24 protein-coding genes are annotated in these 22,822 nt (G+C 54.7%); 9 read left to right on the plus strand and 15 right to left on the minus strand.

What is annotated here, in order from left to right; genetic code table 11:
* Nucleotides 1–37 precede the first annotated feature (37 nt).
* The 4 genes from gshAB to KNP83_RS00940 all read right to left on the minus strand — a co-directional run bounded on the left by gshAB (nt 38) and on the right by KNP83_RS00940 (nt 4,436).
* Entirely contained in the window at nt 38–2,320 is a 2,283-nt protein-coding gene (gene gshAB / locus KNP83_RS00925; RefSeq protein WP_214759322.1) for a bifunctional glutamate--cysteine ligase GshA/glutathione synthetase GshB, read from the minus strand.
* Entirely contained in the window at nt 2,304–3,632 is a 1,329-nt protein-coding gene (locus tag KNP83_RS00930; protein ID WP_214759324.1) for an MATE family efflux transporter, read from the minus strand. Before KNP83_RS00930 ends, gshAB begins: the two co-directional genes overlap by 17 nt.
* Nucleotides 3,633–3,765: 133 nt before the next feature.
* Nucleotides 3,766–4,230, minus strand: coding sequence for a hypothetical protein (locus KNP83_RS00935; protein WP_214759326.1), 465 nt, complete (start codon nt 4,228–4,230; stop codon nt 3,766–3,768).
* Entirely contained in the window at nt 4,227–4,436 is a 210-nt protein-coding gene (locus tag KNP83_RS00940; RefSeq protein ID WP_214759327.1) for a helix-turn-helix transcriptional regulator, read from the minus strand. Before KNP83_RS00940 ends, KNP83_RS00935 begins: the two co-directional genes overlap by 4 nt.
* 119 nt (nt 4,437–4,555) lie before the next feature.
* Here KNP83_RS00940 and KNP83_RS00945 point away from each other — a divergent pair, with 119 nt between their 5' ends.
* Nucleotides 4,556–5,488: a ring-cleaving dioxygenase gene (locus tag KNP83_RS00945; RefSeq protein ID WP_214759336.1), complete on the plus strand. Its 933-nt coding sequence runs from the start codon at nt 4,556–4,558 to the stop codon at nt 5,486–5,488.
* Between the two features lie 21 nt (nt 5,489–5,509).
* Here the strand turns inward: KNP83_RS00945 and KNP83_RS00950 are convergent, their stop codons facing one another.
* Entirely contained in the window at nt 5,510–5,950 is a 441-nt protein-coding gene (locus tag KNP83_RS00950; RefSeq protein WP_214759344.1) for an RrF2 family transcriptional regulator, read from the minus strand.
* 190 nt (nt 5,951–6,140) lie between these two features.
* On the opposite strand from KNP83_RS00950, the gene KNP83_RS00955 reads away from it, so the two are divergent.
* The gene (locus KNP83_RS00955; protein ID WP_214759347.1) at nt 6,141–7,241 is read left to right on the plus strand and encodes a globin domain-containing protein; all 1,101 of its coding nucleotides are present in this window, start codon (nt 6,141–6,143) and stop codon (nt 7,239–7,241) included.
* Between the two features lie 62 nt (nt 7,242–7,303).
* Here KNP83_RS00955 and KNP83_RS00960 read toward each other — a convergent pair whose 3' ends face one another.
* From KNP83_RS00960 to KNP83_RS00980, 5 genes are read right to left on the minus strand one after another with little or no spacing between them, the layout of a single operon-like run.
* Complete coding sequence (locus KNP83_RS00960; protein ID WP_214759349.1) at nt 7,304–7,813, minus strand: hypothetical protein; 510 nt, start codon at nt 7,811–7,813, stop codon at nt 7,304–7,306.
* A 60-nt stretch (nt 7,814–7,873) separates the two neighbouring features.
* Complete coding sequence (locus KNP83_RS00965; protein WP_214759364.1) at nt 7,874–8,287, minus strand: DUF350 domain-containing protein; 414 nt, start codon at nt 8,285–8,287, stop codon at nt 7,874–7,876.
* On the minus strand, nt 8,284–9,507 hold the full coding sequence (locus tag KNP83_RS00970; protein ID WP_214759366.1) for a glutathionylspermidine synthase family protein: 1,224 nt from the start codon (nt 9,505–9,507) through the stop codon (nt 8,284–8,286). The genes KNP83_RS00965 and KNP83_RS00970 overlap by 4 nt, the downstream gene beginning before the upstream one ends.
* Nucleotides 9,504–9,869 (minus strand): hypothetical protein, encoded by a 366-nt coding sequence (locus KNP83_RS00975; RefSeq protein ID WP_214708346.1) that lies wholly within the window; start codon nt 9,867–9,869, stop codon nt 9,504–9,506. The genes KNP83_RS00970 and KNP83_RS00975 overlap by 4 nt, the downstream gene beginning before the upstream one ends.
* Nucleotides 9,866–10,324, minus strand: coding sequence for a hypothetical protein (locus tag KNP83_RS00980; RefSeq protein ID WP_214759368.1), 459 nt, complete (start codon nt 10,322–10,324; stop codon nt 9,866–9,868). The genes KNP83_RS00975 and KNP83_RS00980 overlap by 4 nt, the downstream gene beginning before the upstream one ends.
* 103 nt (nt 10,325–10,427) lie before the next feature.
* Between KNP83_RS00980 and KNP83_RS00985 the strand changes: the two genes are divergently transcribed.
* From KNP83_RS00985 to amyS, 5 genes are all read left to right on the plus strand, one after another.
* A complete protein-coding gene (locus tag KNP83_RS00985; RefSeq protein ID WP_214759394.1) occupies nt 10,428–11,459 on the plus strand; it encodes an ion channel in 1,032 nt (343 codons plus the stop codon).
* A complete protein-coding gene (locus tag KNP83_RS00990; RefSeq protein WP_214759396.1) occupies nt 11,459–12,586 on the plus strand; it encodes a YfbR-like 5'-deoxynucleotidase in 1,128 nt (375 codons plus the stop codon). Before KNP83_RS00985 ends, KNP83_RS00990 begins: the two co-directional genes overlap by 1 nt.
* Nucleotides 12,587–12,700: 114 nt before the next feature.
* A complete protein-coding gene (locus KNP83_RS00995; protein ID WP_214759397.1) occupies nt 12,701–13,033 on the plus strand; it encodes a PadR family transcriptional regulator in 333 nt (110 codons plus the stop codon).
* Nucleotides 13,030–13,557, plus strand: coding sequence for a DUF2812 domain-containing protein (locus KNP83_RS01000; protein WP_214759399.1), 528 nt, complete (start codon nt 13,030–13,032; stop codon nt 13,555–13,557). Before KNP83_RS00995 ends, KNP83_RS01000 begins: the two co-directional genes overlap by 4 nt.
* Before the next feature lie 172 nt (nt 13,558–13,729).
* The gene (gene amyS, locus KNP83_RS01005) at nt 13,730–15,274 is read left to right on the plus strand and encodes an alpha-amylase (protein WP_214759401.1); all 1,545 of its coding nucleotides are present in this window, start codon (nt 13,730–13,732) and stop codon (nt 15,272–15,274) included.
* A gap of 27 nt (nt 15,275–15,301) precedes the next feature.
* Here amyS and KNP83_RS01010 read toward each other — a convergent pair whose 3' ends face one another.
* Together KNP83_RS01010 and lipA are read right to left on the minus strand one after the other, a co-directional pair.
* On the minus strand, nt 15,302–16,132 hold the full coding sequence (locus tag KNP83_RS01010; RefSeq protein WP_214759403.1) for a lipoate--protein ligase family protein: 831 nt from the start codon (nt 16,130–16,132) through the stop codon (nt 15,302–15,304).
* An 18-nt stretch (nt 16,133–16,150) separates the two neighbouring features.
* Nucleotides 16,151–17,050 (minus strand): lipoyl synthase, encoded by a 900-nt coding sequence (lipA, locus tag KNP83_RS01015; protein ID WP_353048520.1) that lies wholly within the window; start codon nt 17,048–17,050, stop codon nt 16,151–16,153.
* A gap of 326 nt (nt 17,051–17,376) precedes the next feature.
* Here lipA and KNP83_RS01020 point away from each other — a divergent pair, with 326 nt between their 5' ends.
* Entirely contained in the window at nt 17,377–19,326 is a 1,950-nt protein-coding gene (locus tag KNP83_RS01020) for a glycoside hydrolase family 3 protein (protein ID WP_214759407.1), read from the plus strand.
* A gap of 37 nt (nt 19,327–19,363) precedes the next feature.
* On the opposite strand, the gene KNP83_RS01025 is transcribed toward KNP83_RS01020, so the two are convergent.
* Genes KNP83_RS01025 through KNP83_RS01035 form a run of 3 tightly spaced genes read right to left on the minus strand, consistent with a single transcriptional unit; the run spans nt 19,364 to nt 21,412 of the window.
* Nucleotides 19,364–19,717, minus strand: a complete 354-nt coding sequence (locus tag KNP83_RS01025; protein ID WP_214759409.1) for a hypothetical protein — start codon at nt 19,715–19,717, stop codon at nt 19,364–19,366.
* On the minus strand, nt 19,714–20,559 hold the full coding sequence (locus KNP83_RS01030) for a DegV family protein (RefSeq protein ID WP_214759411.1): 846 nt from the start codon (nt 20,557–20,559) through the stop codon (nt 19,714–19,716). Before KNP83_RS01030 ends, KNP83_RS01025 begins: the two co-directional genes overlap by 4 nt.
* A gap of 4 nt (nt 20,560–20,563) precedes the next feature.
* Nucleotides 20,564–21,412: a lipoate--protein ligase family protein gene (locus KNP83_RS01035; RefSeq protein WP_214759413.1), complete on the minus strand. Its 849-nt coding sequence runs from the start codon at nt 21,410–21,412 to the stop codon at nt 20,564–20,566.
* A 99-nt stretch (nt 21,413–21,511) separates the two neighbouring features.
* On the opposite strand from KNP83_RS01035, the gene KNP83_RS01040 reads away from it, so the two are divergent.
* Nucleotides 21,512–22,807, plus strand: a complete 1,296-nt coding sequence (locus tag KNP83_RS01040; protein ID WP_214759415.1) for an HD domain-containing protein — start codon at nt 21,512–21,514, stop codon at nt 22,805–22,807.
* Nucleotides 22,808–22,822: the final 15 nt, after the last annotated feature.

Genomic DNA, 22,822 nt, shown 5'->3' on the forward strand with positions numbered 1-22,822 from the left:
ATTCCCATTTAAGAATATTCCAAACTTGGAATATTGATTAATCGAACAGTAAATCGAGCACGTTCTCACCGATTGGACGTTCCTTGCCTTCGTACGGGAAGGCATGAATATGGATGGCCGGATTGAAATTCAGCTCGATAATTCCGTAATCGATGTCGCCATCGAGCGACGGAATCATCATGTCGACCCCGCAAATCGTCGCGCCGATCGCTCGGGCAGAATCGACGGCGATCTGTTTGTAGGCATCCGGAATCCGGTCCGTATAGTCGATGCTGTCGCCGCCTGTGCTGATGTTCGAGTTCTCACGAAGGAAGACGAGTTCGCCCTCCGCGAGGACACTGTCAGGCGTCTTGCATTGCGGACGGAGGAACGCCACGACGATGTCATCGATGTCGATTTTCTCGAGCGGTGTCTTATAGCCTTTGCCACGGAGTGGGTCCTCGTTTTTCTTCGTGACGAGTTCACGAATCGTCGACACACCATCCCCGGTCACGTTCGCCGGGACGCGGTGGAGAATGCCTGCGACCTCGTCACCGATGACGAGAAACCGGTATTCTTTCCCGGGCAGGAACGTCTCGAGCAGGACGACGTCGTCAAACTTCCGAGCGTGACGGAACGCCTCGAGCGCCTCGTCAAACGTTGCCCCGTCCTTGAAGATGTGGATGCCGATGCCGAAGTTCGTCGATTTCGGTTTCAAGACGATCATCTCGTCCGCAAACGCAGACCAGGCGTCCCGTAAATCAGTTTCGGTGCGGAGCTCGACCCCTCCCGGAACGCGGATGCCATGTTCGGCGAGCACGTGTTTCGTCACCGTCTTGTTCTCCATCATGAGGACCGATACGTAGTTGTCTTTCGACGTCTTCGTCGCTTGTTTGACATACTCGGTTCGGTTACCGTGACGGATGCGGATAAATTGGTCGTCCCGGTCGATTACGTCGACCGCATACCCGCGTTTCAGCGCTGCCTTCATCAAAATCTGCGTCGACAGCTCCATGTCCGTGTAGCCGTGCATCCGGAACCGGTTGGCGTAGGCATCTTGATAGAAGAGTTCTGCTTGCCGGAGCGACCAGGACGTGTAGCCTTCGGTTGTCATGATGTTGGTCAATCGAGCCGCATACGTCGACTCGACATGGTTAACCCGCTTCCGGACAGAGGCGAAGACGTCATCGAATCCGAGAGTGTACCGTTCATTGAACGCTTCGACTTCATCGAGCAAATCGCGTGCGTACGTCTGAAGCGCCACCGCCTCGCCGTCCCGATGCAGCACGAGCGTAGGGGATAGCCCTTCTTTCGCCACACGTTGCTGGTTGTGAAACGCTTCGGCCTGCCAGTCCGCGAACCATGTCTCGTCTTTCAATGTCAAGTAGAGCAAGAAGACATGCAAGAAACGTAAATCATCGAGGGCGATGCCGGTCTTCTCGAACGGGTTCAAATCGATATTGCGAATCTCGATGTAGTCGATGCCGTTCGTCTCGAGCCGTTCCAAATCATTGCCGCCGCGCGATGTTTTTAATCGAATCGGGGAATATAGTTCGTTCGGGTTGGCGATGTCACCTTGTGCGATGAAACGGCGCACACTCGCGGTATAGTCCGAGAGCGTTGAATAGTCCGGGTAGAGAGGCTCGACGTTCGTATAGCCGCAGTCGCTATTCCGGTACGACAACGCCGTCGTATTCGAATACACATCCTCGCTGAGCGCCTGCATTTGGCTGACGCAGCGCTCTTCATAGCTCGTATGGACAGCCGGGGTCCCGCCTAGTAGATAGACGACGAGCCAACGTGTCCGTAAATAGTTGCGGACGAGTTTCAAATACAGATCGTTCTTAAAGGCATCGAACTGTTCGGGAGACCCTTCGTAAAGTGCGTCAAGCAGCTCGTCTGCGAACGAGAAATTGAAATGGATGCCGGAGATGAGCTGTTTTTTCGCCCCGTATTTTTGGAGCAGGTGCACCCGATAGCGCCCGGCCTCAAGCCCGGAACTACCGAAATCGGCGAGTGGGATGACCCCGCCGTCGGGTAGTGCGCAAGGCATCGATTGCGGCCAGAGTCGTTCGTCACCAATATTCAGCGCCGTGATATCGTACAGCGTCTGTAAGAAGTTGTGCGCTGCTTCAACGGTGGGAAACGTCGGCGTGATCAGCTCAATCTGACTTTCCGAGAAGTCGGTCGTGATATATGGGTGCGTCGCCTTGTCTCCGAGGCTAGTCGGATGCTTCGTGACGGCGAGCGTTCCTTCAGGGGTCACGCGAAGCATCTCACGCTCGATGGCGAACCGGCCACGCAACAACTGGTTAGTAAGATCATTAAATCGCTTTTGCAAGGGAAGTCACTTCCTTTTTCGTTAGTCGGACATAGAGGGCCGAGACGAGCCCTTTGACGATGCTCGAGATGGCGATGCTCCACCAGATGGCGTCGATGCCAAGGTAAGGCTCTAACACTAGGGCGAGCGGAATGCGGGCGACGGTAAAGACGATGGAGATTGTTGCCGGAATTTTCGGCAGGCCGAGTCCAGAGAAATAGCCGTTCCCAATCATCTCGAACGAAGCGAAGATGAGGGAAACCCCGATGATGCGTAAATAGCTCGCGCCGATGTCAATCGTTCTCGGATCATTGACGAACAACCCGATTAGAATATCCGGCATGAACAAGAAGATGAGCGTGATTAGCCCGGTATACATGACGCCGAGCCGTGTCGTCACCCGATATCCTTCATGGACGCGTTCAATCTGACGAGCCCCGATATTTTGACCGGTATAACTCGCGATCGCGCCGTTTAGTCCGCCAATCATCATATAGGCGATGGACTCGATTTGTAGTCCAATCCGTTGGGCCGCGATCGCCTCGGTCCCGTATGAACCGATCATGCGGGCGAGGAAGATGCTGATGACGGTGAACAAGACGCGTTGTGTCGCCATCGGGAACCCGAGACGAACAATCTCTTTATAGTCCGTGCGATTTGGTGCGATTGTCTCTTCCCAGTCGAACAAGGCCCGGGCCCGATGCCAGAAGAAGCCGAACATGACGATATTGGCGACGAGTGTCGCCAGGCCGGCCCCGACGACACCGAGGCCGAGCGGATAGATGAAGAGAGGCGACAGGATCATATTGAGTGTGACCCCGGTCGCATTGATGCGCATCGCCGTCGTCGTATTCCCGTAAGCGCTGAACAGTCGGGCGAACAGCAAGTTGAAGAATGAGAAGACGAGCATCGGGGCACTGACGAGCAAGTAACTGTACGCCAAGCGTTCGACGTCAGGGGCGTTCATATTCAAAAAGCCGATCAATGTCTGACCGAACAGAATCAGGAGAACGACGAACGACAGTCCGAGGCCGAGGTTCATCCGTCCCCCGGCACGAACGTAGCGCTGAATCAACGCTTGGTCGCGTCGTCCGACGGCTTGCGACACTTTGATGCCGGCACCGACGACAAGCAACGATTGGATGGCCTGACCGAGCATGATATAAAAGCTGGCCGCACCGATGCTGGCGACGGCGTCGCTGCCGAGCGCGCCGACCCAGAACATATCGACGAGACTATAGGTGAATTGTAAAAGCGAACTGCCGACGAGCGGGAGGGCGAGCGCCACGATGACGCGCTGAACCTGTCCGGTCGTCAAATCGATGGTTTTCACGATGAAGGACCCCTTCAACACACTTAGTATATAACCGTTTAGTTATATATAAGCACGACGTGACCGAATTGACAATCGTGGGGAGCGACTCGACGAAAAATCGACACAAAAAAAGGAATTCGAAGTGAATTCCTTAATGGGTATAGGCGCGAATCCATGTCGTCATATAGACGAGCGTCGAGAGAATCAGTGTCGAAGCGAGTGCGTAAATCGGATAGGTCGGAAAAGCATCTTGGAACAATGGGTAGAATATGAACGACGCCATGAAGAGCGGAACGGAGATGCCAAACGAGACGTAGGCCGCTTTCGTCGCTTTAGCTGTGATGATTTGTTCGCGTTCGTCGACGTCACTGAACTCGGTCATCCGGACCGACCATTGGCCAAAACTTAAATTTTGATTCGGGCGCGTCTTGAACGAATAGACCGTCCATACGATAAAGAAGCCGACGAGTAACAACAAGGGCAGCATGTTGAACTCGATTTCGAATCGCTCGGTTTCAATCACTGTAGTCACATCGGACACGAACGAGCTGAATAGAAATGCCATCAAGATGTACAAGATGATGCTGGAGATGGATTGGATGACGACGTGTTTCAATTTGTTTCCTCCTCGATTGTGAAAATGGATTCGACCGGTTCCTCGAATACGCGCGCGATTTGCATCGCTAACAGAAGCGACGGGGTGTAGCTTCCTTTTTCGAGCGAGATGATCGTCTGTCTCGTCACACCGACTTTGGCCGCCAAGTCCCCTTGGGTCAGTTGATGCCGGGCCCGCAACGCTTTGACACGATTGATTAATGGCATGCCGCCACCTCATTTCTTGTTTCTATCTCTAGTGTAAAGTAAACTTTACTAAATGTAAAGGAGACTTTACTTATTTGAGGATGGTACAATGGAATCAATAGTGAAAGGGGAGAAGTCGGATGAAGGCGATTTTAGGTCAGCATCACGTGTCGGCGATGACCGGGGATGCCAAGAAGAACTTGCAATTCTATACAGAGGTACTCGGGATGAGGCTCGTCAAAAAGACGGTCAATCAAGATGACCCGTCGATGTACCATTTGTTTTATGCGGATGAATCGGGGACACCGGGGACAGATTTGACGTTCTTCGAGCTCCCGTTTCTCGGACAGACGTATCGAGGAAGCAGCAGCATCTCACGGACGGCGCTCCGGGTGCCGGACGGGTCATTATCTTACTGGTTGGAGCGCTTTACCGACTTTGGTGTGTTACATGATCCGGTCGAGAGAGTGCTCGGCCGATCCACTCTTTACTTTGAGGATGAGGAAGGGCAGAGGCTCGCTCTCGTCGATGGCGGGTCAGGAACGCCATGGCAAAACGGACCTGTACCGGCCGACGTCGCCGTCTTCGGTCTTGGATTCAGTGAATGGACGGTACGACGGATCGAGAAGACGGAACGCGTGCTGACAGACGTGCTCGGTTATCGGTTCGCGTCCGAGTTCGAACGGAACGGTCAACCGGTTCGTGTGTTCGAGACGGGAGAAGGTGGCGTGGCGACCGAGATTCATCTCGTCGACCGTCCCGATTTACCGTCGGAGCGTCCGGGCCGGGGCAGTGTCCACCACGTAGCGATTCGCGTTGAGGATGATGACGAGATGACGCGTTGGGTCGAGCGACTCGATTCATTCGGCATCAGTCATTCGGGCCTGATTGATCGTTATTATTTCAAATCTATTTATTTCCGCGAGCCGAGCGGGATTTTGGTGGAACTCGCGACGGACGGGCCGGGGTTTGCGACCGATGAGCCGGTCGAGACGCTTGGGGATCGCTTGGCGCTGCCACCGTTTCTCGAACCACGGCGAGCAGAAATCGAGGCTAACTTGAAGCCGCTGTAACAGACAAACCCGACAGACTATTCAGTCCGTCGGGTTTTGTATGCCTAAAATCATGGCGAGTTCGGTTTGTCGGTTCGCGACGAGGTCGGCAATCGTATAGCGGTCGAGCACGTGCAGGAACGCAAGCATCGCCTCGTTCAAGACAGTTCGCAGATCGCACGCGGGGGCGATGACACATCGGCCTTCGCCAAAACATTCGACGAGCTCGAACGGCTCCATCGTCCGGACGACGTCGCCGACGTTGATGTCTTCCATCGGGCGGGCGAGCCGGAAGCCGCCGCCACGGCCGCGCACGGATTCGAGATAGCCGTGTTTGCCGAGCTCATAGACGACCTTCATGACGTGGTTCTTTGAAATCTGATATTGGTCCGCCACTTCTTGAATCGTCACAAGACGATGGGAGAACGTGGCGCTATACATGAGTGTTCGGAGTGCGTAGTCGCACGTTTGCGTCAGCCGCATGTTGTTTCACCTCTTCATTTGTTCATTTTACAAGACATCGTATGAAAGCGCGACGATGGAAGATGTGAAAAAAGCGTGGCGGATTCAAGGCGGAATTTTGAACTTGCACTTAAACAAGTATTTTAGATATTGCTTTTGAAGTGACTTACCTCACATAATGAACATGAACTTTCAAAAAGGGGGAAACATTATGTTAGATCAACAAACGATGGAGATCGTCAAAGCGACCGCACCGGTCTTGAAAGACCACGGTGTCGCCATCACGAGTCACTTCTATAAGCGCATGTTCGAGAACAATCCGGAAGTCCGCCACTTCTTCAACCATACGAACCAAAAACGCGGCCGTCAGCCAGAGGCGCTCGCCAACGCCGTCTATGCGGCAGCCGTCCATATTGATCGTCTCGAAGCGATCCTTCCGGCCATTCAGCCGGCGCTTCATAAACATAAGAGCTTGAACATCCGTCCAGAACATTATCCAATCGTCGGCGAGAACTTACTCGGCGCGATTCAAGACGTGCTCGGTGAGGCAGCGACGCCGGACATCATCGATGCATGGGCGAAAGCGTACGGTGTCATCGCTGACGTCTTCATTTCGCTCGAGAAACAAATGTACGACGATGCGCCATGGATTGGCTTCAAGCCGTTCACGGTCGCCGAAGTCATCGAAGATACACCGGAAGTGAAACGATTCCGTCTTGTCGCGAACGATGGTGTCGTCGGGACGGCCATCCCAGGTCAATACATCTCGGTCCAAGCCCGTATTCCAGGCGAAGACATCTTGCATCATCGTCAATACAGCGTCGTCGAGACGACGGAAGACGGCTATTGGATTGCGCCGAAAGCAGAAGGTCTCGTCTCGAACTGGCTCCATGAGCAGACGATTGGTACCGAACTTCCAGTAAGCGCGCCAGCTGGTGAGTTCGTGCTCGAAGACACGGACCGCCCGCTCACACTCGTCGCCGGCGGCATCGGCATCACGCCGCTCTTCAACATGGCGAAGACGGCACTTAAGCAAGGCCGCTCGGTCACGCTATTGCATGCCGTTCGCAGCACGAACCTCCGTCCGCTCGGAGAAGAGCTCGATGAACTCGTGAACGAGGGGCTTCAGCTCATCACGCACATCGACGATGTGTCAGGTTGCATGAGCGCCGTGCAACTCGAAGCACTCGATGTCGACGGACACGACGTCTACACGTGCGGGCCGACCGCGATGATGGAGACGGTTGTCCAAACGATTCCACACGCTCGCTACGAGTTTTTCGGTCCATCGGCCGTCCTCGCCAAAGCATAAGAAAAGACGACCGCAAAAGCAGTCGCCACACTACCGCAGACCGGTCATCGGTTTGCGGTTTTTCATAGTTCAATCGAGTCAATGACTTGATCGTTCTGGTCTAACGTTTGAAGCGTCCAGTTATCTTGAGGGGCGTTACGCAATTTCAAAATATGGTAGTTAGAAAATGTATCTTCTTCGGGACGGTTGAGGACGTGGTCTGCTTGCATGCGCTCTCCGATGATGCGGAACGAAGCCACGTGTTGAGGATTGTTGTTGAGACGAACGCCCATATAATAAGTGTCTTCATGTTCAAGCTCGATATAGTCGAACGGAGCCGAATCGAGTGTCTCGATAGTGCTGGCACCATAGCCGTCGCCACTCATCTCGGCGAGGCCGAGTACGGTCTCGTCTTCATTCGAGAACAGGGCGAGGTTGGATTCATCAAATTGATCAAATGTATAGGCGTCAAAGCCATCATTCGCCAAATAGCGATCCAGCTTTCGATTCTCAAAAAATGTAGGTCCGTTTTGGATTAAGGCGATGAGCGTGATACAAGCTAGCAACACCCCGATGATTTTTCGTTTAAACATTCATCTCTTCCTTTCTTTAGAAACAGCCCATGAATTCATCCGAGTGCATGGGCTGTCTGCTTAGTACGTCAAACTCGCGGCGACGATGATCCCGACGACGAGTGAGGCGGAGAACAGGCTGATGCCGATGGCGAGGTTGCCGTTCTCGACTTCTTTCTCCAAGTTTACGCCTGGCGTCAGCACGTATTCGAACGTCCAGAACGCGACAACTTGGGCGAGAATCCCGACAAGGCCCCAGATGAAGGCGTCGAGCAGATTGACGCTGTTCGCCCACACCGTATAGATGACGATGGCGAGTCCTATCGCTTTCCCCCAAAGTTTCAAGGCGACGGCGACGTTACCTTCTTTAATCAATTTACGTTCCGAGTATTTCGTCGTCAGGGCGAAGACCACGAGTCCGGCTAAAATCAGGCCGAACCCTGTACCGAGGTGAGCGAGGAAGCTCAAGATGGAATCGAGCGTGATGAACGTCATAAGTTATTCTCCTTTGTTATGCCGATGGCTAAGTAGTAAGACTGGTTATTGGTGATCATACTGCCGGTGCGGATGCCGAGGGCGGACGGGTGGCCGTTCAAGCAAAAGCAACCGACCATGTAGTGTGTCTCGAGTGGCCCATTGACCGTGTTCGTCAGACGGGTCGGCAACTCGACGAACTGTTGATACACCGCCGTCTCGTCCGCGTACGTCTGGAGCGTCTCTTTATGGAACGGGACACCGGCTTGGTCGTAAAGGATGACCGAGTCACCTTCCCGTCCGAAGGCGGGCTTTTGGACGTATGCGCTCTGGCCGATAAACGGGTCGGGTTCGAGGTACGTCGGTAAAAAGTACGTCTCGATGATGACGCGCTCCGCTTCGTCGAAATATGTATCGGCCTCATACAGTTCCCAAATGAGTGCTTGGACGCCTTTGGACTGCATGAGAAACGCCGAGAGCGGATTGAGCAGCGAGACGTGTTTGGCCGCGTTCAGTTCGAGCAGGCGGATGCCGATCAAGTCGCCGTCGGGTGCCCGGTCGTCGACCAAGTGTTCAATCGGGTACGTCTGACGATACAAGACGTCGACGCGTTCCCCGGATGGTGTGAACACGCCGTCCGCATCGACGAGCAAGCGGTCGAGCGGGACGAATTCCGACGGCAAGTCGAGCGTCTCTTGGAGGAAACGCGTCGTCCATTTGTCCTCGATGTTGTCATCGTGGGCTGTAAAGACGATTTTTGGCGTCCCGTCCCGGCCGAGGCGTTGCCACGCCGCGATGACGGCTTTTCGTAATTCGGTCTTGAGTTCATGGGTCGACGCCGCGTTCGGGTCATCGAGTCCAAATTCTGTCGTCACGTAGCCGTTCACGTCGAACAGTTCTTTGATGAACGTCGGTGTGTCGGCATTGAACTCCATCAGTTTGATCGTGCCGTCTTTGACGATCCAGTCGTAGCGACCGATAATCGTCTCTTGCGGCAGTGCCTTGTCCCGGAGGAACGGCAGGCTCGCCTCAGGGTAGCCGAGTAGGCGGAGCGTTTCATCTGGGAGCGTTCGCAACAGCCGGTTCGTCTTTCGGAAAATCGCATCGACGTCACGCGTCGCCGCCCGAATCTGCCTCACCGCGTCCGTGGACATGGTGAGACAGTCGTAAAGGGCGTATTCCTCGTCGTTCAAGTCAGGCCAAAAGAAAGGGATTTGGCCGAATAATGCGTCCCGTTTCATCCCCCGAAGCCGCCTCGTGAGCCGCTCCCGAGTCCCGATTTGGAACTTGAGTTTGATTTGTTCGGGGTGATGCTGCTGGCGCCGCCGTTTGAACGATAGTTCTTATAGGACGATGAGTTTTTCAACGCACTCTTTGAGTTGAAAAGACTTCCGAGCAAGAAGAAGCTACCGAAGTGAGGGGAGCGCTCGTCGTCGCAGTAATACGATTCCGTCTCGTCATCCCAGTCCCAATCGTCACATTCGTAGCCCGTCGGTTCTTCCGGTAACGTCGCTTGCTCGGTTTCGTCGGTGCCACACGCCGCGAGCGAAGCGGTTAACACTGCGGCCGATAAACCGCTCAAGATTTTTTTGCTTGTCTTCATGTTGATTCCTCCAATGTATAACCTGTAGGGGTGACGTAAATGACATAGACGCCGCGATCCTCATCCGTCTCGGCCGAGTCACGTTCATATTCTTTGCCGGCGACGTACAAATATTGGCTGCCAAGCATGGCAAGGGCGTCGAGATGACGGTCGACGTAATACGCCTCGAGCAGCGGATTGTCGAACCGGTCGTCGAGCGTCCGGATTTCGACTTTGATGTCGGTCGTCTCGTGCTTGTCGACGGGTCCTTCCGTGTAGCGATCGACGTAAATCAAGAAGTATTGCTCGCCTTCGAGCGCCGATGAGCGCTGCTTGTAAGTCATGCCGTCCTTGACGAAAAATTCGCATTCGCGGCGGGCGAGTACTTCATCGAGGCCGAGCGATGTATAATGGTAGAGAGGCTCGAACGAAAGTTCGTTTTTATAAAGTCGATATTCCAAAACGATGGAGTTCATAACATCGTCCTTTCTTTTTTCTTTCTATACGGAACCGAGTGAGAATAGGTTTCGTATATCAAGTAAGTTGTCTCTAGTATATAGGAAAAGGAGGGGTTTTTCTGTGCATATCTTTTTTCGTGTCTGGCGTGGATTATCGAAATTATCGTTTTTGAACGTCGTCTTGGCGTCGCTTGGCATCATCGTGACCGGTACCGTCCTCGGGTTCGTGCTCGAGCCGGAGACGTTCCCGTCGATGTTCGACTCGTTTTGGTGGACGATGACGACGCTCACGACCGTCGGATATGGGGATTTCTTCCCGACATCGGTCGCGGGACGTTGGCTCGGGATTTTCTTGTTCCTGTTCGGGATTGGGATTATCGGGGCCTTGATTGGAAAACTCGTTGAAGTCGGTGCGACGTTTCAACGCTTAAAACGGGAGGGAAAGTTAGTGTATCGAGGAGAAGGACATTACGTCTATATCGGCTGGTCGCCGAAGACAAAAAAGGCAATCGACGAAGTGCTCGTCTATGAACCAAAGGCCGAGATTATCTTGATTGATCAGTTGAAGGAAGAGCCGTATGACCACGACAACGTCCATTACGTGCATGGGGATGCGTCGGACGAGACGATCCTCCTGCAGGCCAATATTTTAAAGGCGCGCCGGGTCGCCATCTTCGCCGATGCGCGCATCACGGAGACGCTCCTCGCCGACGGGAAATCGCTTCTCATCGCGTCCGCGGTCGAGGCATTGTCGTCCGAGCGCGGTGTCGATTTGCATACGGTCGTCGAGGTATGCGAGGAACGGAACATCTCGAAATTCAAGCACGTCCGTGTCGACGATTTCATTCTCGCGAACGACTCGGTGTCACTGCTCATGGCGAAAGCGACATTGCAGCCGGGGACGACGTCGATTTTTCGACAGCTGCTCAGCAAGCAGTCAGGCGGCAACATCCAGGCGCTCGCGCCAAAACCGGAATGGAAAACGATTCGGGATGCCGCGGAAAACTTGTTGCATCAAGGCGTCACGTTAATCGCCGTCAACGACCGCCTCGATTACGCGACGGTGCTCGATACACCGCTTCAGGCGAACGATATGCTGTACATCGTCTGTCACGATGATTCGTGGGAGCGACTGAACCAAGGAGGAATTTGATGTATAACGGAACGTTTATCCGCAAGATGACACGCATGCAGAACGTGCAGCGTTGGGACGAATATGCGCCGCATTATCATGACAACGCGGCGAGCCACAGTTTCCGTGTCGCCGTCTTCAGCTTGATCGCGGCGTATTATGAAGAGAATCGGGGACAAGACGTCAACTTGCTCGATGTGCTCGGCAAGGCGCTGTTCCATGATATGAACGAAGTGCAGACCGGCCCGATCATGCACCGGACGAAAAAAGAACCGACGCTCAAAGAACATATCGAACGGATGGAGCGGACGGCGAGTCTCGGCCTCGTCGAGTTGTTGTCGCAGTCGCTGCGGCCGCACTTTTATCGTTTCCTCGTCGAGGCGGAGGACGACTCGTTCGAAGGACGGCTCGTCGATGGCATCGATTCGTTCGACGCGATGCTGTTCGTCCGCCGGGAGGTCGGACACGGCTCACCCCATTTCGTCGCCAAGCTGGAAGAGATGAAAACGGCGCTGCGCGAACACCCGCTCGAGTCGGTCCGTTGGCTGTACGAACAAGTCGAAGCGGAGACGGACGTGGCGACGTTCATCGAGAACGTTATGCGGATGGACAGTGTAAGACGGTGGAAAGGCCGATTCAATACGATTGACGATAACGACGCCATCCATGGCTTCCGGGCGGCCGCGCTCGGGATGTTCAGCGGGTTGCTCGAGCGGGAGAAATATGACGTCGACGTCGATGTCGCTGAGCTGACGGCCCGCCTGCTCTGTCACGATCTCGTCGAAGGGGTGACCGGGGACGTGCTCGGCCCAGTGAAACATTCGACCGCCGAGACCGGTGCGGCGTTCGAGGCGTACGAACGGGCCGAGAGCGAGGCGCTCTTGTCGCTGCTCCCGGACTATATGCAACCGGCGTTCCGCCGCTATATGGCCGATTCGAAAGATGACACGTATGAAGGCCTGCTCGTCGACATGATGGACAAGCTCGACGCGCTCATCAAGATGAACATGGAGCGGAAGATGAATGGCGCCGAATATGAGGTCACGTACCGCGAGCAACTTCGTAAAGTACAGATGCGCTACGAGAACCCGAGCATGTTGTTCTTCTTGGCGTACATCTTGCATGATTTAGATTACGTCACCAGTTAACCAGGTCGCAGACGAACCGTCTGCGGCTTTTTTTATATCATTCATTGACATATATCATTCAACGATATATATTAAGGGTAAGATATATCAATGAATGATATAGGAGGTGGCGGGATGCCGCGTAATGATACGATCGAGCTCGGCGAATTGACCGACAGCATGCTTTATATCCTGCTCGCCTTGACCGAGGCGCGTCACGGCTATTTGATTATGCAGTTCGTCGACGAGTTGACGAACGGGCGGATTAAAATCGGGCCGGCGTCGATGTACACGATCATCAAGAAGCTCGTGAACGCACAGCTGATCGAGCCAATTGACGGAGACGGGAAACAGAAACGTTATGTGATCACGGCACAGGGTCGTGCGCTCGTAGCGGAAGACTTGAAACGCAGGCAAGCGATCGTCGACGATGCACGCTTCATTTTAGACGGGGAGGGACAGGGATGAAACGGAAATATATGTCGAGTTGGGGACTGGCGTTCGCCGAAGAACAAGAAATGAAAAAGCTGGAACGGATGGCGGCTCGCGGCTGGCATTTGGAGAAATTCGCGCCGCTCGGCTACACGCTCGTCGAAGGCGAACCGATGGATGTGCGCTATAGTCTCGATTATCGAAAACAACCGGACGCGGAATACTTCGAACTGTTCGCCGCGAGCGGCTGGGAACATGTCACATCGACAGGTGATGAGATTCATGTGTTCAAAGGCCGTCCGGACGCGACGCCTCTTTATACCGATCGCCAGACGACCGAAGAGAAATACGGTCAAGTCGAGCGAACGATGGGCCGGGGAGCGCTCATCTGTCTATTGCTATCACTCGGATTCGTATTCATGTTGCAATTGGATTGGCCGCAGACGGCGGAGGCCATCATCTTGGTGCTGCAGACGCTGGTCGCCATCGGGCTCGTCTTTACCGGACTCCCTTATCTCGGATACCTCGTGAAACGAAAACGGCTGGAACGGAATGACTGACTAGGCGGATGGCACAAGCCATCCGTTTTTGCTTTGGTCGACTGAACTATTCAAACGAAAAATAGTTAGGCGCAGAGAACTGTTTTATAGAAACCCTCTATTCAACTAAAGGAGAATCCGTCATGATAACTAATGAAATCGCTTGCATTAATTTCGAAGAGGAGGAATAGGCATGGGTAAGAGACGGAAAGGGTTAGCGGTGACGGCTGGTGTCACCGCGATTGCACTGCTCGCCGGGCAACCGGTCGCACAGGCGGCGACACCTCAGAACGGCACGATGATGCAATATTTTGAATGGTATGTCCCGAACGACGGCCTGCATTGGAACCGGCTATCGAATGACTCGCAGCATTTGAAGGACATCGGGGTGACGACGGTGTGGATTCCGCCGGCGTATAAAGGCACGTCGCAAAATGACGTCGGTTACGGCGCTTACGATTTGTATGACCTCGGCGAGTTCAACCAAAAAGGCACGACCCGGACGAAGTACGGCACGAAAGCCCAGCTCCAGACCGCCATCTCGAACTTGCGCGGCAAGGGCATCGGCGTCTATGGCGACGTTGTCATGAACCATAAAGGCGGGGCCGACTACACCGAGAGCGTCCAAGCGATTGAGGTCAATCCGTCGAACCGGAACCAAGAGACGTCCGGGGAGTACGCCATCTCGGCGTGGACCGGCTTCAACTTTGCGGCCCGCAACAATACATATTCGCCGTTCAAATGGCGCTGGTACCATTTCGATGGCACCGATTGGGATCAGTCGCGCAGCTTGAGCCGGATTTACAAGTTCAAGAGCACGGGCAAGGCGTGGGACACGGACGTGTCGAACGAGAACGGCAACTATGACTACCTCATGTATGCCGATGTCGATTTCGAACATCCGGAAGTCCGCCAAGAGATGAAGAACTGGGGGAAATGGTACGCCGATTCGCTCGGGCTCGATGGCTTCCGATTGGACGCGGTCAAACATATCAGCCACTCGTACTTGAAGGAGTGGGTGACGAGCGTGCGCCAGACGACCGGGAAAGAGATGTTCACGGTCGCCGAGTATTGGAAGAACGATCTTGGGGCCATCAACGACTATCTGTATAAGACGGGCTATACGCATTCCGTCTTCGATGTGCCGCTCCACTATAACTTCCAAGCGGCCGGGAACGGCGGCGGATATTACGATATGCGCAACATCTTGAAAGGCACCGTCACCGAGCAGCACCCGTCGCTGTCCGTGACGATTGTCGATAACCATGACTCGCAGCCGGGTCAATCGCTCGAGTCGACGGTCGCCAACTGGTTCAAACCGCTCGCCTACGCGACGATCATGACGCGCGGCCAAGGGTATCCGGCCCTCTTCTACGGGGACTATTACGGTACGAAAGGGACGACGAACCGGGAGATCCCGAACATGTCAGGCACGCTCCAACCGATTTTGAAGGCACGGAAAGACTTCGCCTATGGGACACAACATGATTACCTCGATCATCAGGACGTCATCGGCTGGACACGTGAAGGGGTGACCGACCGTGCCAAGTCAGGTCTCGCGACGATTCTTTCGGATGGCCTGGGCGGCTCGAAATGGATGTACGTCGGCAAACAGAACGCCGGCGAAGTATGGAAAGATATGACGAACAACAACTCTCGCCTCGTCACGATCAATGCCGACGGCTGGGGACAATTCTTCGTCAACGGCGGTTCCGTCTCGATTTATACGCAACAATAAGAAAAAAACGAGTCGCGAGACTCGTTTTTAGCGTTTCCAGCCCCAGTCGTCACTCTTGTATTTGGTGACGAGCTCCTGAATCTCTTGTTGTTGCGCCTCAGTGAACGTCAGCGGTTCGAACGTCAAATCGAACGCGTCGCGGAACCCGTCCGTGAACGCCGCGGCGACCTCATCGAACGCGACCGTCCGGCCGAGCGTCTCGTTCAACGAGACGGCCTTGTCGCCGAACCGGGCCTTCGCTTCCGCTTTCTCGTCGGCCTTGAGGTTGAAGCAGTCGAACAAGACGTCATCGTCAATCGATAACGGAATCGACCCATGCTGCAGGACGGCGCCTTGGTGTCGCACTTGGGCACTTCCGGCAATCTTCTTCCCGTCGACGGCGAGCTCATAGTACGAGGCGGCGTCGAAACAGACGGCCGACTTTGGTTTTCGGAGCGCCTCGCGGTCGGCCTCGGTCAAGGGGACCGAGAACTCGGCCGGGACACCTAATGCGTGATAGCCGCGCCGCACCCCTTCGGTCAGAAGCCGATAGCTCTCGATGACGTTCGTCGGCAAAGACGGCATCGTCTCAGGCAAAATGACGCTATACGTCAATTCGTCCGCGTGGAGGACGGCCCGTCCCCCGGTCAAACGACGGACGACCGGGATGTCGTTCGTGCGAAGTGCCTCGCGATCGAGGTCACGCGTCGCCCGTTGAAAGCGTCCGACGCTGATGGCGTGCGGGGCCCAGGCGTAAAAACGGAGTGTCGGTTTCATGTCGCCGCGCGCGACCCAGCCGGCGATGGCTTCATCGATCGCCATGTTCTCGGCCGGGGACAACGGGGCAGTGTGGAGCAAATGCCATGTCGTTCCAGTCATAAACGTCTCTTCTTTCTCTTAATCGATTGGCAACATCGTGTGACGACGCGCCTTGTGAACTTGTTCGTCCGCGTGATACGACGAACGGACGAGCGGTCCGGCCTCGCAGTGCGAGAACCCTTTCGCCAAGGCGATCTCTTTCAGCTCGGCGAACTCATCCGGGTGATAATAACGCTCGACGTCGAGGTGCTTCTTCGTCGGCTGCAAGTATTGGCCGAGCGTGAGGATGTCGACGTTGTGGGCCCGAAGGTCGTCCATCGCCTGAATCAACTCTTCTTTCGTCTCGCCGAGTCCGACCATGATTGACGACTTCGTCGGGATGTCCGGGTTCAGTTCTTTCGACCGTTTCAAAAATTCGAGCGTCCGGTCGTACGTCGCTTTGGCGCGGACTCTCGGCGTCAAGCGGCGGACCGTCTCCAAATTGTGGTTCATGATGTCCGGACCGGCATCGATGAGCGTCTGGAGCGCCGAGAAGTCACCCATCATATCCGACGGCAGCACTTCGATTGACGTCTCCGGGTTCATGGCGCGGACGGCGCGGACCGTCTCGGCGAACACCGTCGCCCCGTAGTCGCTCAAGTCGTCGCGGGCGACGGCCGTGATGACGACGTGCTTCAAGTTCATGAGGCGGACCGACTCGGCGACACGTTTCGGTTCTTCCCAGTCGAGCTCGTTCGGCTTACCTGTCGTGACCGCGCAGAAGCGACAGGCGCGGGTGCAGATGCTCCCGAGAATCATGAACGTTGCGGTGCGGCGGACGGCCCAACATTCATGGATGTTCGGACATTTGGCTTCCTCACAGACCGTATGTAGATTTTTCTCGCGCATCATCTTTTTGAGACCGGTGTATGTCTCGTTCGTGTTCAGTTTAATCTTTAACCATTCCGGCTTTCGTTTCAGTTCCCCTCGTGCCAAGATGATTTCCCCCTTTTTGAAAGTTAACCCCTAACAAAAAGAGTTTACCAAAGATGAAGACGAATTCGAACCAGCGAAATTATTGGCTTTGCCAATACAGGTCAGCTGTGTGTCAAAACAGAACATATATTTCAAAATGGTTACGCTTTCATGTGAAGTGTTGTTTCCCATTTTTTGAATTGCTATACTGACGTTGACCACCTGAATAAGGACCATATGTAACTGATACGATCAGGCATGGGGTGAACGAGCGTTGGTGAGGCAACGCTTCTTCCTCCATGCCTTTTTGTTTGGGGGTCGGGGAAACTTTCAAAAAAGGAGTGGGGAACATGAACAAAGCACTGAACTGGACGGCGACACTCGGACTCACGACTGCGCTACTCGTCTCATCGGTCCCGATGGCGAATGCGGTCGTAGCGGAGGAGAGCCCGGCGCCATCAATCGAGCAGCGTGTCGAGACGAAGCTCGCCTCGATGACGCTTGAGCAAAAGCTCGGCCAAATGATCATGCCAGACTTCCGATTATGGAACGGAGCGAACCACACGGTACTCGCGACCGATGTCGCGCGCGTCGTCGATCGGTTTGACCTCGGGGGGGTCATCTTGTTCGCGGAAAACGTGACCGAGACCGAACAGACGACGAAACTCGTCCACGACCTCCAAGAAGTCGTCAAACAAGACGAAAGCAACGACGTACCGCTCTTCATCACGATTGACCAAGAGGGTGGGATCGTGACACGGCTCGGGGCAGGGACGAACTTGCCGGGCAACATGGCGCTCGGAGCGACACGGAGTAGCCAGTACGCATACGACGCGGGGAATATTATCGGTTCGGAGTTGAACGCTCTCGGGGTGAACGTCAACTTCGGCCCGGTACTAGACGTCAACAACAACCCGGCCAACCCGGTCATTGGCGTGCGCTCGTTCTCGAGCGACCCGGAACTCGTCGGTGAGCTCGGGTCGGCGATGACGCAAGGGATTCAAGACCAAGGCGTCGCCGCGACGGCGAAGCATTTCCCGGGTCATGGTGACACGGCGGTCGATTCGCATTACGGACTTCCGATTGTCGATAAATCACTCGAAGACTTGCGTGGGCTCGAACTGTTACCGTTCAAGCGGGCCATCACCGAAGGCATCGACATGATTATGACGGCCCACATCGGGATGCCGCAAATCGAGGATGAGGTCGTCAACTCACCGCGCGGCACGTTCCCGCTCCCGGCAACGCTCTCGGATGACGTCATCACGGGCGTCTTGCGTGAAGATATGGGCTACGACGGCATCGTCATCACGGACGCCTTGAACATGCAGGCAATTGCCGATAACTTCACGGAAGCGGAAGCGGTCATCAAGACGTTCGATGCGGGCGTCGATATCGCGCTCATGCCGACGATTCTACGGTCAAATGCGGACGTCGTGAAGCTCGAAACGATCTTTGAAGACGTCATGGCCGCTGTCGAGGACGGACGCCTGTCAGAAGACAAGATTGATGCAGCGGTCGAACGGATTTTGACACTCAAAGCAGAACGCGGCATTTGGCAAGAGTCGGTCGACACGACGACGCTCGAGGCGAAACTCGCTGAGGCGAACGCGGTCGTCGGCAGTGTCGAGCATAAAGCGAAAGAACGTGAAATCGCCGAAGCGGCCGTCACGCTCGTGAAGAACGACGACAAGACGCTTCCGTTCAAACCGAAAAAAGGCGAGACGGTCCTCGTCTTGTCACCGGCGAAAGATCAGACGGACAGCATGATCAAGACGATTAAGTCGCTTGAGAAAAATGCCGGCAACATGAAAGACGTGAACGTCATCGCCGCGAACTATACGGCATCGACGAAACATTTGGATCAAAACCCAGACTTGAAAGCGAAACTCGACGCAGCCGACTATATCATCGTCGGTTCGAACGTGAACAACAGCGCCAAGCTGAAATCGACGTCGGCTGACAACTACGTGCCGGCCGAAGTGTTCCGTTACGCGAACGAGACGGGCAAGAAGTCAGTCATGCTCAGTCTGCGTAACCCGTACGATGTGGCGGTTCAACCGGACGCACCGGCCCAGCTCATCATCTACGGCTTCAAAGGTGACCCGAACGGACCGGATTCAGAGGCAGGCAATGCCAAATCGGCAGGACCGAACCTCCCGGCCGGCATCCGCGCCATCTTCGGTGAAGTCAAGCCGACGGGCAAACTCCCGGTCGACGTCCCGACGTTCGAGAACGGCGTGTTCGGAGACGAACTGCACCTTGAATTCGGAGACGGATTCCGCAACTGGAACAAGTGAACGAAAACAGCGATCATCCGCGGATGATCGCTGTTTTTCATTCGAATAACGATTCGAGAAGCGCGTAGTTGACGGTTTCGAACTCGCGGTCGCGGAGACCTTGTCCCTGTTTGGCGTCATAGCCATAATAAACGATGTGCATGATGCCGTCCCGGCGCTTGCCGTAAAAATTATAGGCGATGTCCGGCTCGTCATGTAGCGTGAGGCTGTACGAATAGCCGAATTGGTTCGGGAAGACGCGCAGCGTATAAGCAGATTCGTCAACTTGATGTTGCTCCTGCAAATAGGTTTGCAACAAATCGCGATGGCGTGCTTCATCAATTTTGAAGAGCGTAAAGATGAACACAACAGCGAACAGCGCAATAAGGGGAGTACGGTGCCGCTTCGTCACGCCTCGAAATAGCCGACGACGAGAAGGCCAGGGCCTGTATGGGCCCCGATGGCCGAACCGACGATCGTCTTCGTGACGCTCGCTGGGTTCGTGTGTTCTCGGAGCAACGCCTCGAATTGGTCGGCTTTGACCAGGTCATCCCCGTGACCGATGAAGACGTGCCCGCCTTCGACGAGCGGTTTCGATTCGGTCATCCATTCGACGATGCGGCGCATCACTTTTTTGTGCCCGCGAATCTTCTCGATCGGGACGAGCTTACCGTCTTCGACCGTGAGGAGCGGTAAAATCGTCAGCAAGTCCCCGATGAACGCGCTCGCTTTCGAGACGCGGCCGCCGCGCATCAAATACTCGAGCGATTCGACCGTGAACAAATGGCGGATTTTGCCGACGAGCGACGTCGCATAGGCGACCGTCTCTTCGTACGTATGGTCTTGGCCATATTCGGCGACCGTCTTGACGAACAGCCCTTGGCCGACCGAGGCGGCACGCGTATCGAGAATATGGAACGTGCTGTTCGGGTATTCTTCTTTAAGCAGGTTGCCGACCATGACGGCCGTCTGGTATGTACCCGAGAGCTCGCCCGAAAAAGCAAGATACAGGAATGGGATTTCCGATTCGAGATGTTGGCGGAAACAATGTTCAAGTCGGGCCGTCTCGATTTGGAACGTCTTCGGTGTCTTGCCGTTCCGCATCGCGTCGTACACGTCTTTCGGTTGAATCGTTTCCCCGTCTAAAAATTCCTCGTTGTCGATGATGACACCGAGCGGCAATATTTCGAGGCCGTACTCGACGACTTGTTCTTGGGTCAAGTCGGCCCCGGTATCGGTGATGATTTTAAACATGCAATCACTCCTCTGCTAATTGTTGTTCAATGTCGCGAATCGGTTCATTGCGTTTCCACATTCGGTCGAGCTGGATTGCGAGCGTCGCTTGTTCGGTCGCATCGAGCGAGCCCGGGATGAGCCGGCTCACGCCACTGAGGACGGTATAGGCGCGACGCAACACGTCATCGACGGTGAGCGGGATTTGAAGCAAATCCTCGAGGGATGCCATCGTCTCCGGGACGATTTCGGGATACGTGAATCGTGTCGTTTCACCTTGGATGGCTTGCGCATAAAAATCACGGATGAGCGCGGCCCGTTCACTCCCGCTCTTGCGGACGCTCAAATAAATCTGGACGGCGACGCCGCCACGGACGCGGCGCTGCGAGATGCCGGCGAACTTTTTCCCGTCAATCGACAAATCGAAGCTGCCCGGGCAGTATGAGCCGACGATTTCGCCAGGCACGATGTTGGTCGTCACGTCTTGGAACATGAGTTGGATGAGCGACGTCATCGCCTCATAGCCGCTGTCGATTTGAATGCCGTCTTTCTCCGGTAAAATCAAGGATAAGTTCAACACGTCCGCGTCCAAAACGACGGCGAGTCCGCCTGAGTTACGGACGACGGGACGGAATCCGCGCTCATGCAGCAAACGGATGCCCTCTGCCAAGTGGGGCAGACGGGCGTCTTGAATCCCGAGCACGACCGTGTTTAGATGGACCCAGGCCCGCAGGACGGCACCTGACGTCGCGGTCGAGGCACAGAGCGTATCGTCCGTCGCGAACGATTGCTCGGCTTGGAACGCCGGACCGAGCGAAGACTGGTCGATGACACGGTAGGTCGGTTGTCGTAATAATGGATGGGTCATATACATAATTCCTTTTCAATAAATAATTTCCTTCCCATTATAACATGGGAGGAACAACGCGCTAGAAGTCGAATCCATCAATAATGAAACGTAGGGGGCAACGTCATGTATACGTCACGAGGTCAATTGTCAGGCTCGAAAGTATTCAAAGATCCGGTTCACCGTTATATATACGTCTATGATCATCTCGTCTGGGAATTGATCAATACGAAAGAGTTTCAACGGCTACGTCGCATCAAACAGCTCGGAACGTCATTTTTAACGTTCCATGGTGCCGAGCATACGCGCTTCCACCATTCGCTCGGCGTCTATGAGATTGCCCGGCAGCTGATCGACCAGTTCCATGAATATCCGGAGTGGGACGACCGCAATCGCGAGCTGCTTCTGGCGGCTGCGTTGCTTCACGATGTCGGGCACGGTCCGTTCTCGCACGCGTTCGAGCACGTCTTCGCCGTTCGTCACGAGGTGTGGACCGAACGAATCATTCTCGGCGATACGGAAGTGAACAAAGTGCTGTCCGAGATGGGGGTCGGTTTCCCGGAAGAAGTGGCGGCCATCATCAACAAGACGCACCCGAACCGCCTGCTCGTCAACATCCTCAGTTCGCAGCTCGACGTCGACCGGATGGACTACTTGCTCCGCGACGCCCATTTCGCCGGTGTCAGTTACGGCAAGTTTGACCTCGAGCGCATGCTTCGGGTGTTGCGTCCGGACGAGGACCAAGTCGTCGTCAAACAGTCGGGGATGCATACGATTGAGGACTATATCATGCGGCGCTATCAGATGTATTGGCAAGTCTATTTGCACCCGGCGACGCGGTCGAGCGACTTGTTGCTCAAGGCCGTGCTCGAGCGGGCGCAAGAGCTGTACGAGTCGGGCTACGCCTTCGCGATGACGCCGAAACACTTCTTGCCGATTTTCAATCATGAGGACATGACGCTCGAGCATTACTTGAAGCTCGATGAGACGATCGTCTATTTCTATTTCCAAGAATGGATGGATGAGGCGGACCCGATTTTGGCCGACCTCGCCAGCCGGTTCGTCAATCGTCGCTTGTTGAAGTATAAGAACTTCCCGGAAGCGAATCGCATCCGCTACATGGACCGCTTGCGTTCGACGATGGAGTCGATTGGGTTGCCGACCCGCTACTACTTGCTCGAGGACCAACTCAGTCAACTGCCGTACGATTTGTATAAAGGGCACGGCAAATACGAGGGCATTTACTTGCAGATGAATGATGGCGACCGTCGGGAAATCTCGGAAGTGTCGATGCTCGTCCAATCGATTTTGAACTCGCGGCAGTCGGACGAAAAAATTTATTATCCCGAGGACGTGCTCCTCAACTTGAAAGATTTCGCGTCAGAAAAAACATGGATGTTGTCAACGTTACGAGGAGAGTGAATCGTTGAAAAGGAA

Origin of the sequence: Exiguobacterium sp. s146, assembly GCF_018618415.1 — a bacterium.
Lineage (GTDB): Bacteria > Bacillota > Bacilli > Exiguobacteriales > Exiguobacteriaceae > Exiguobacterium.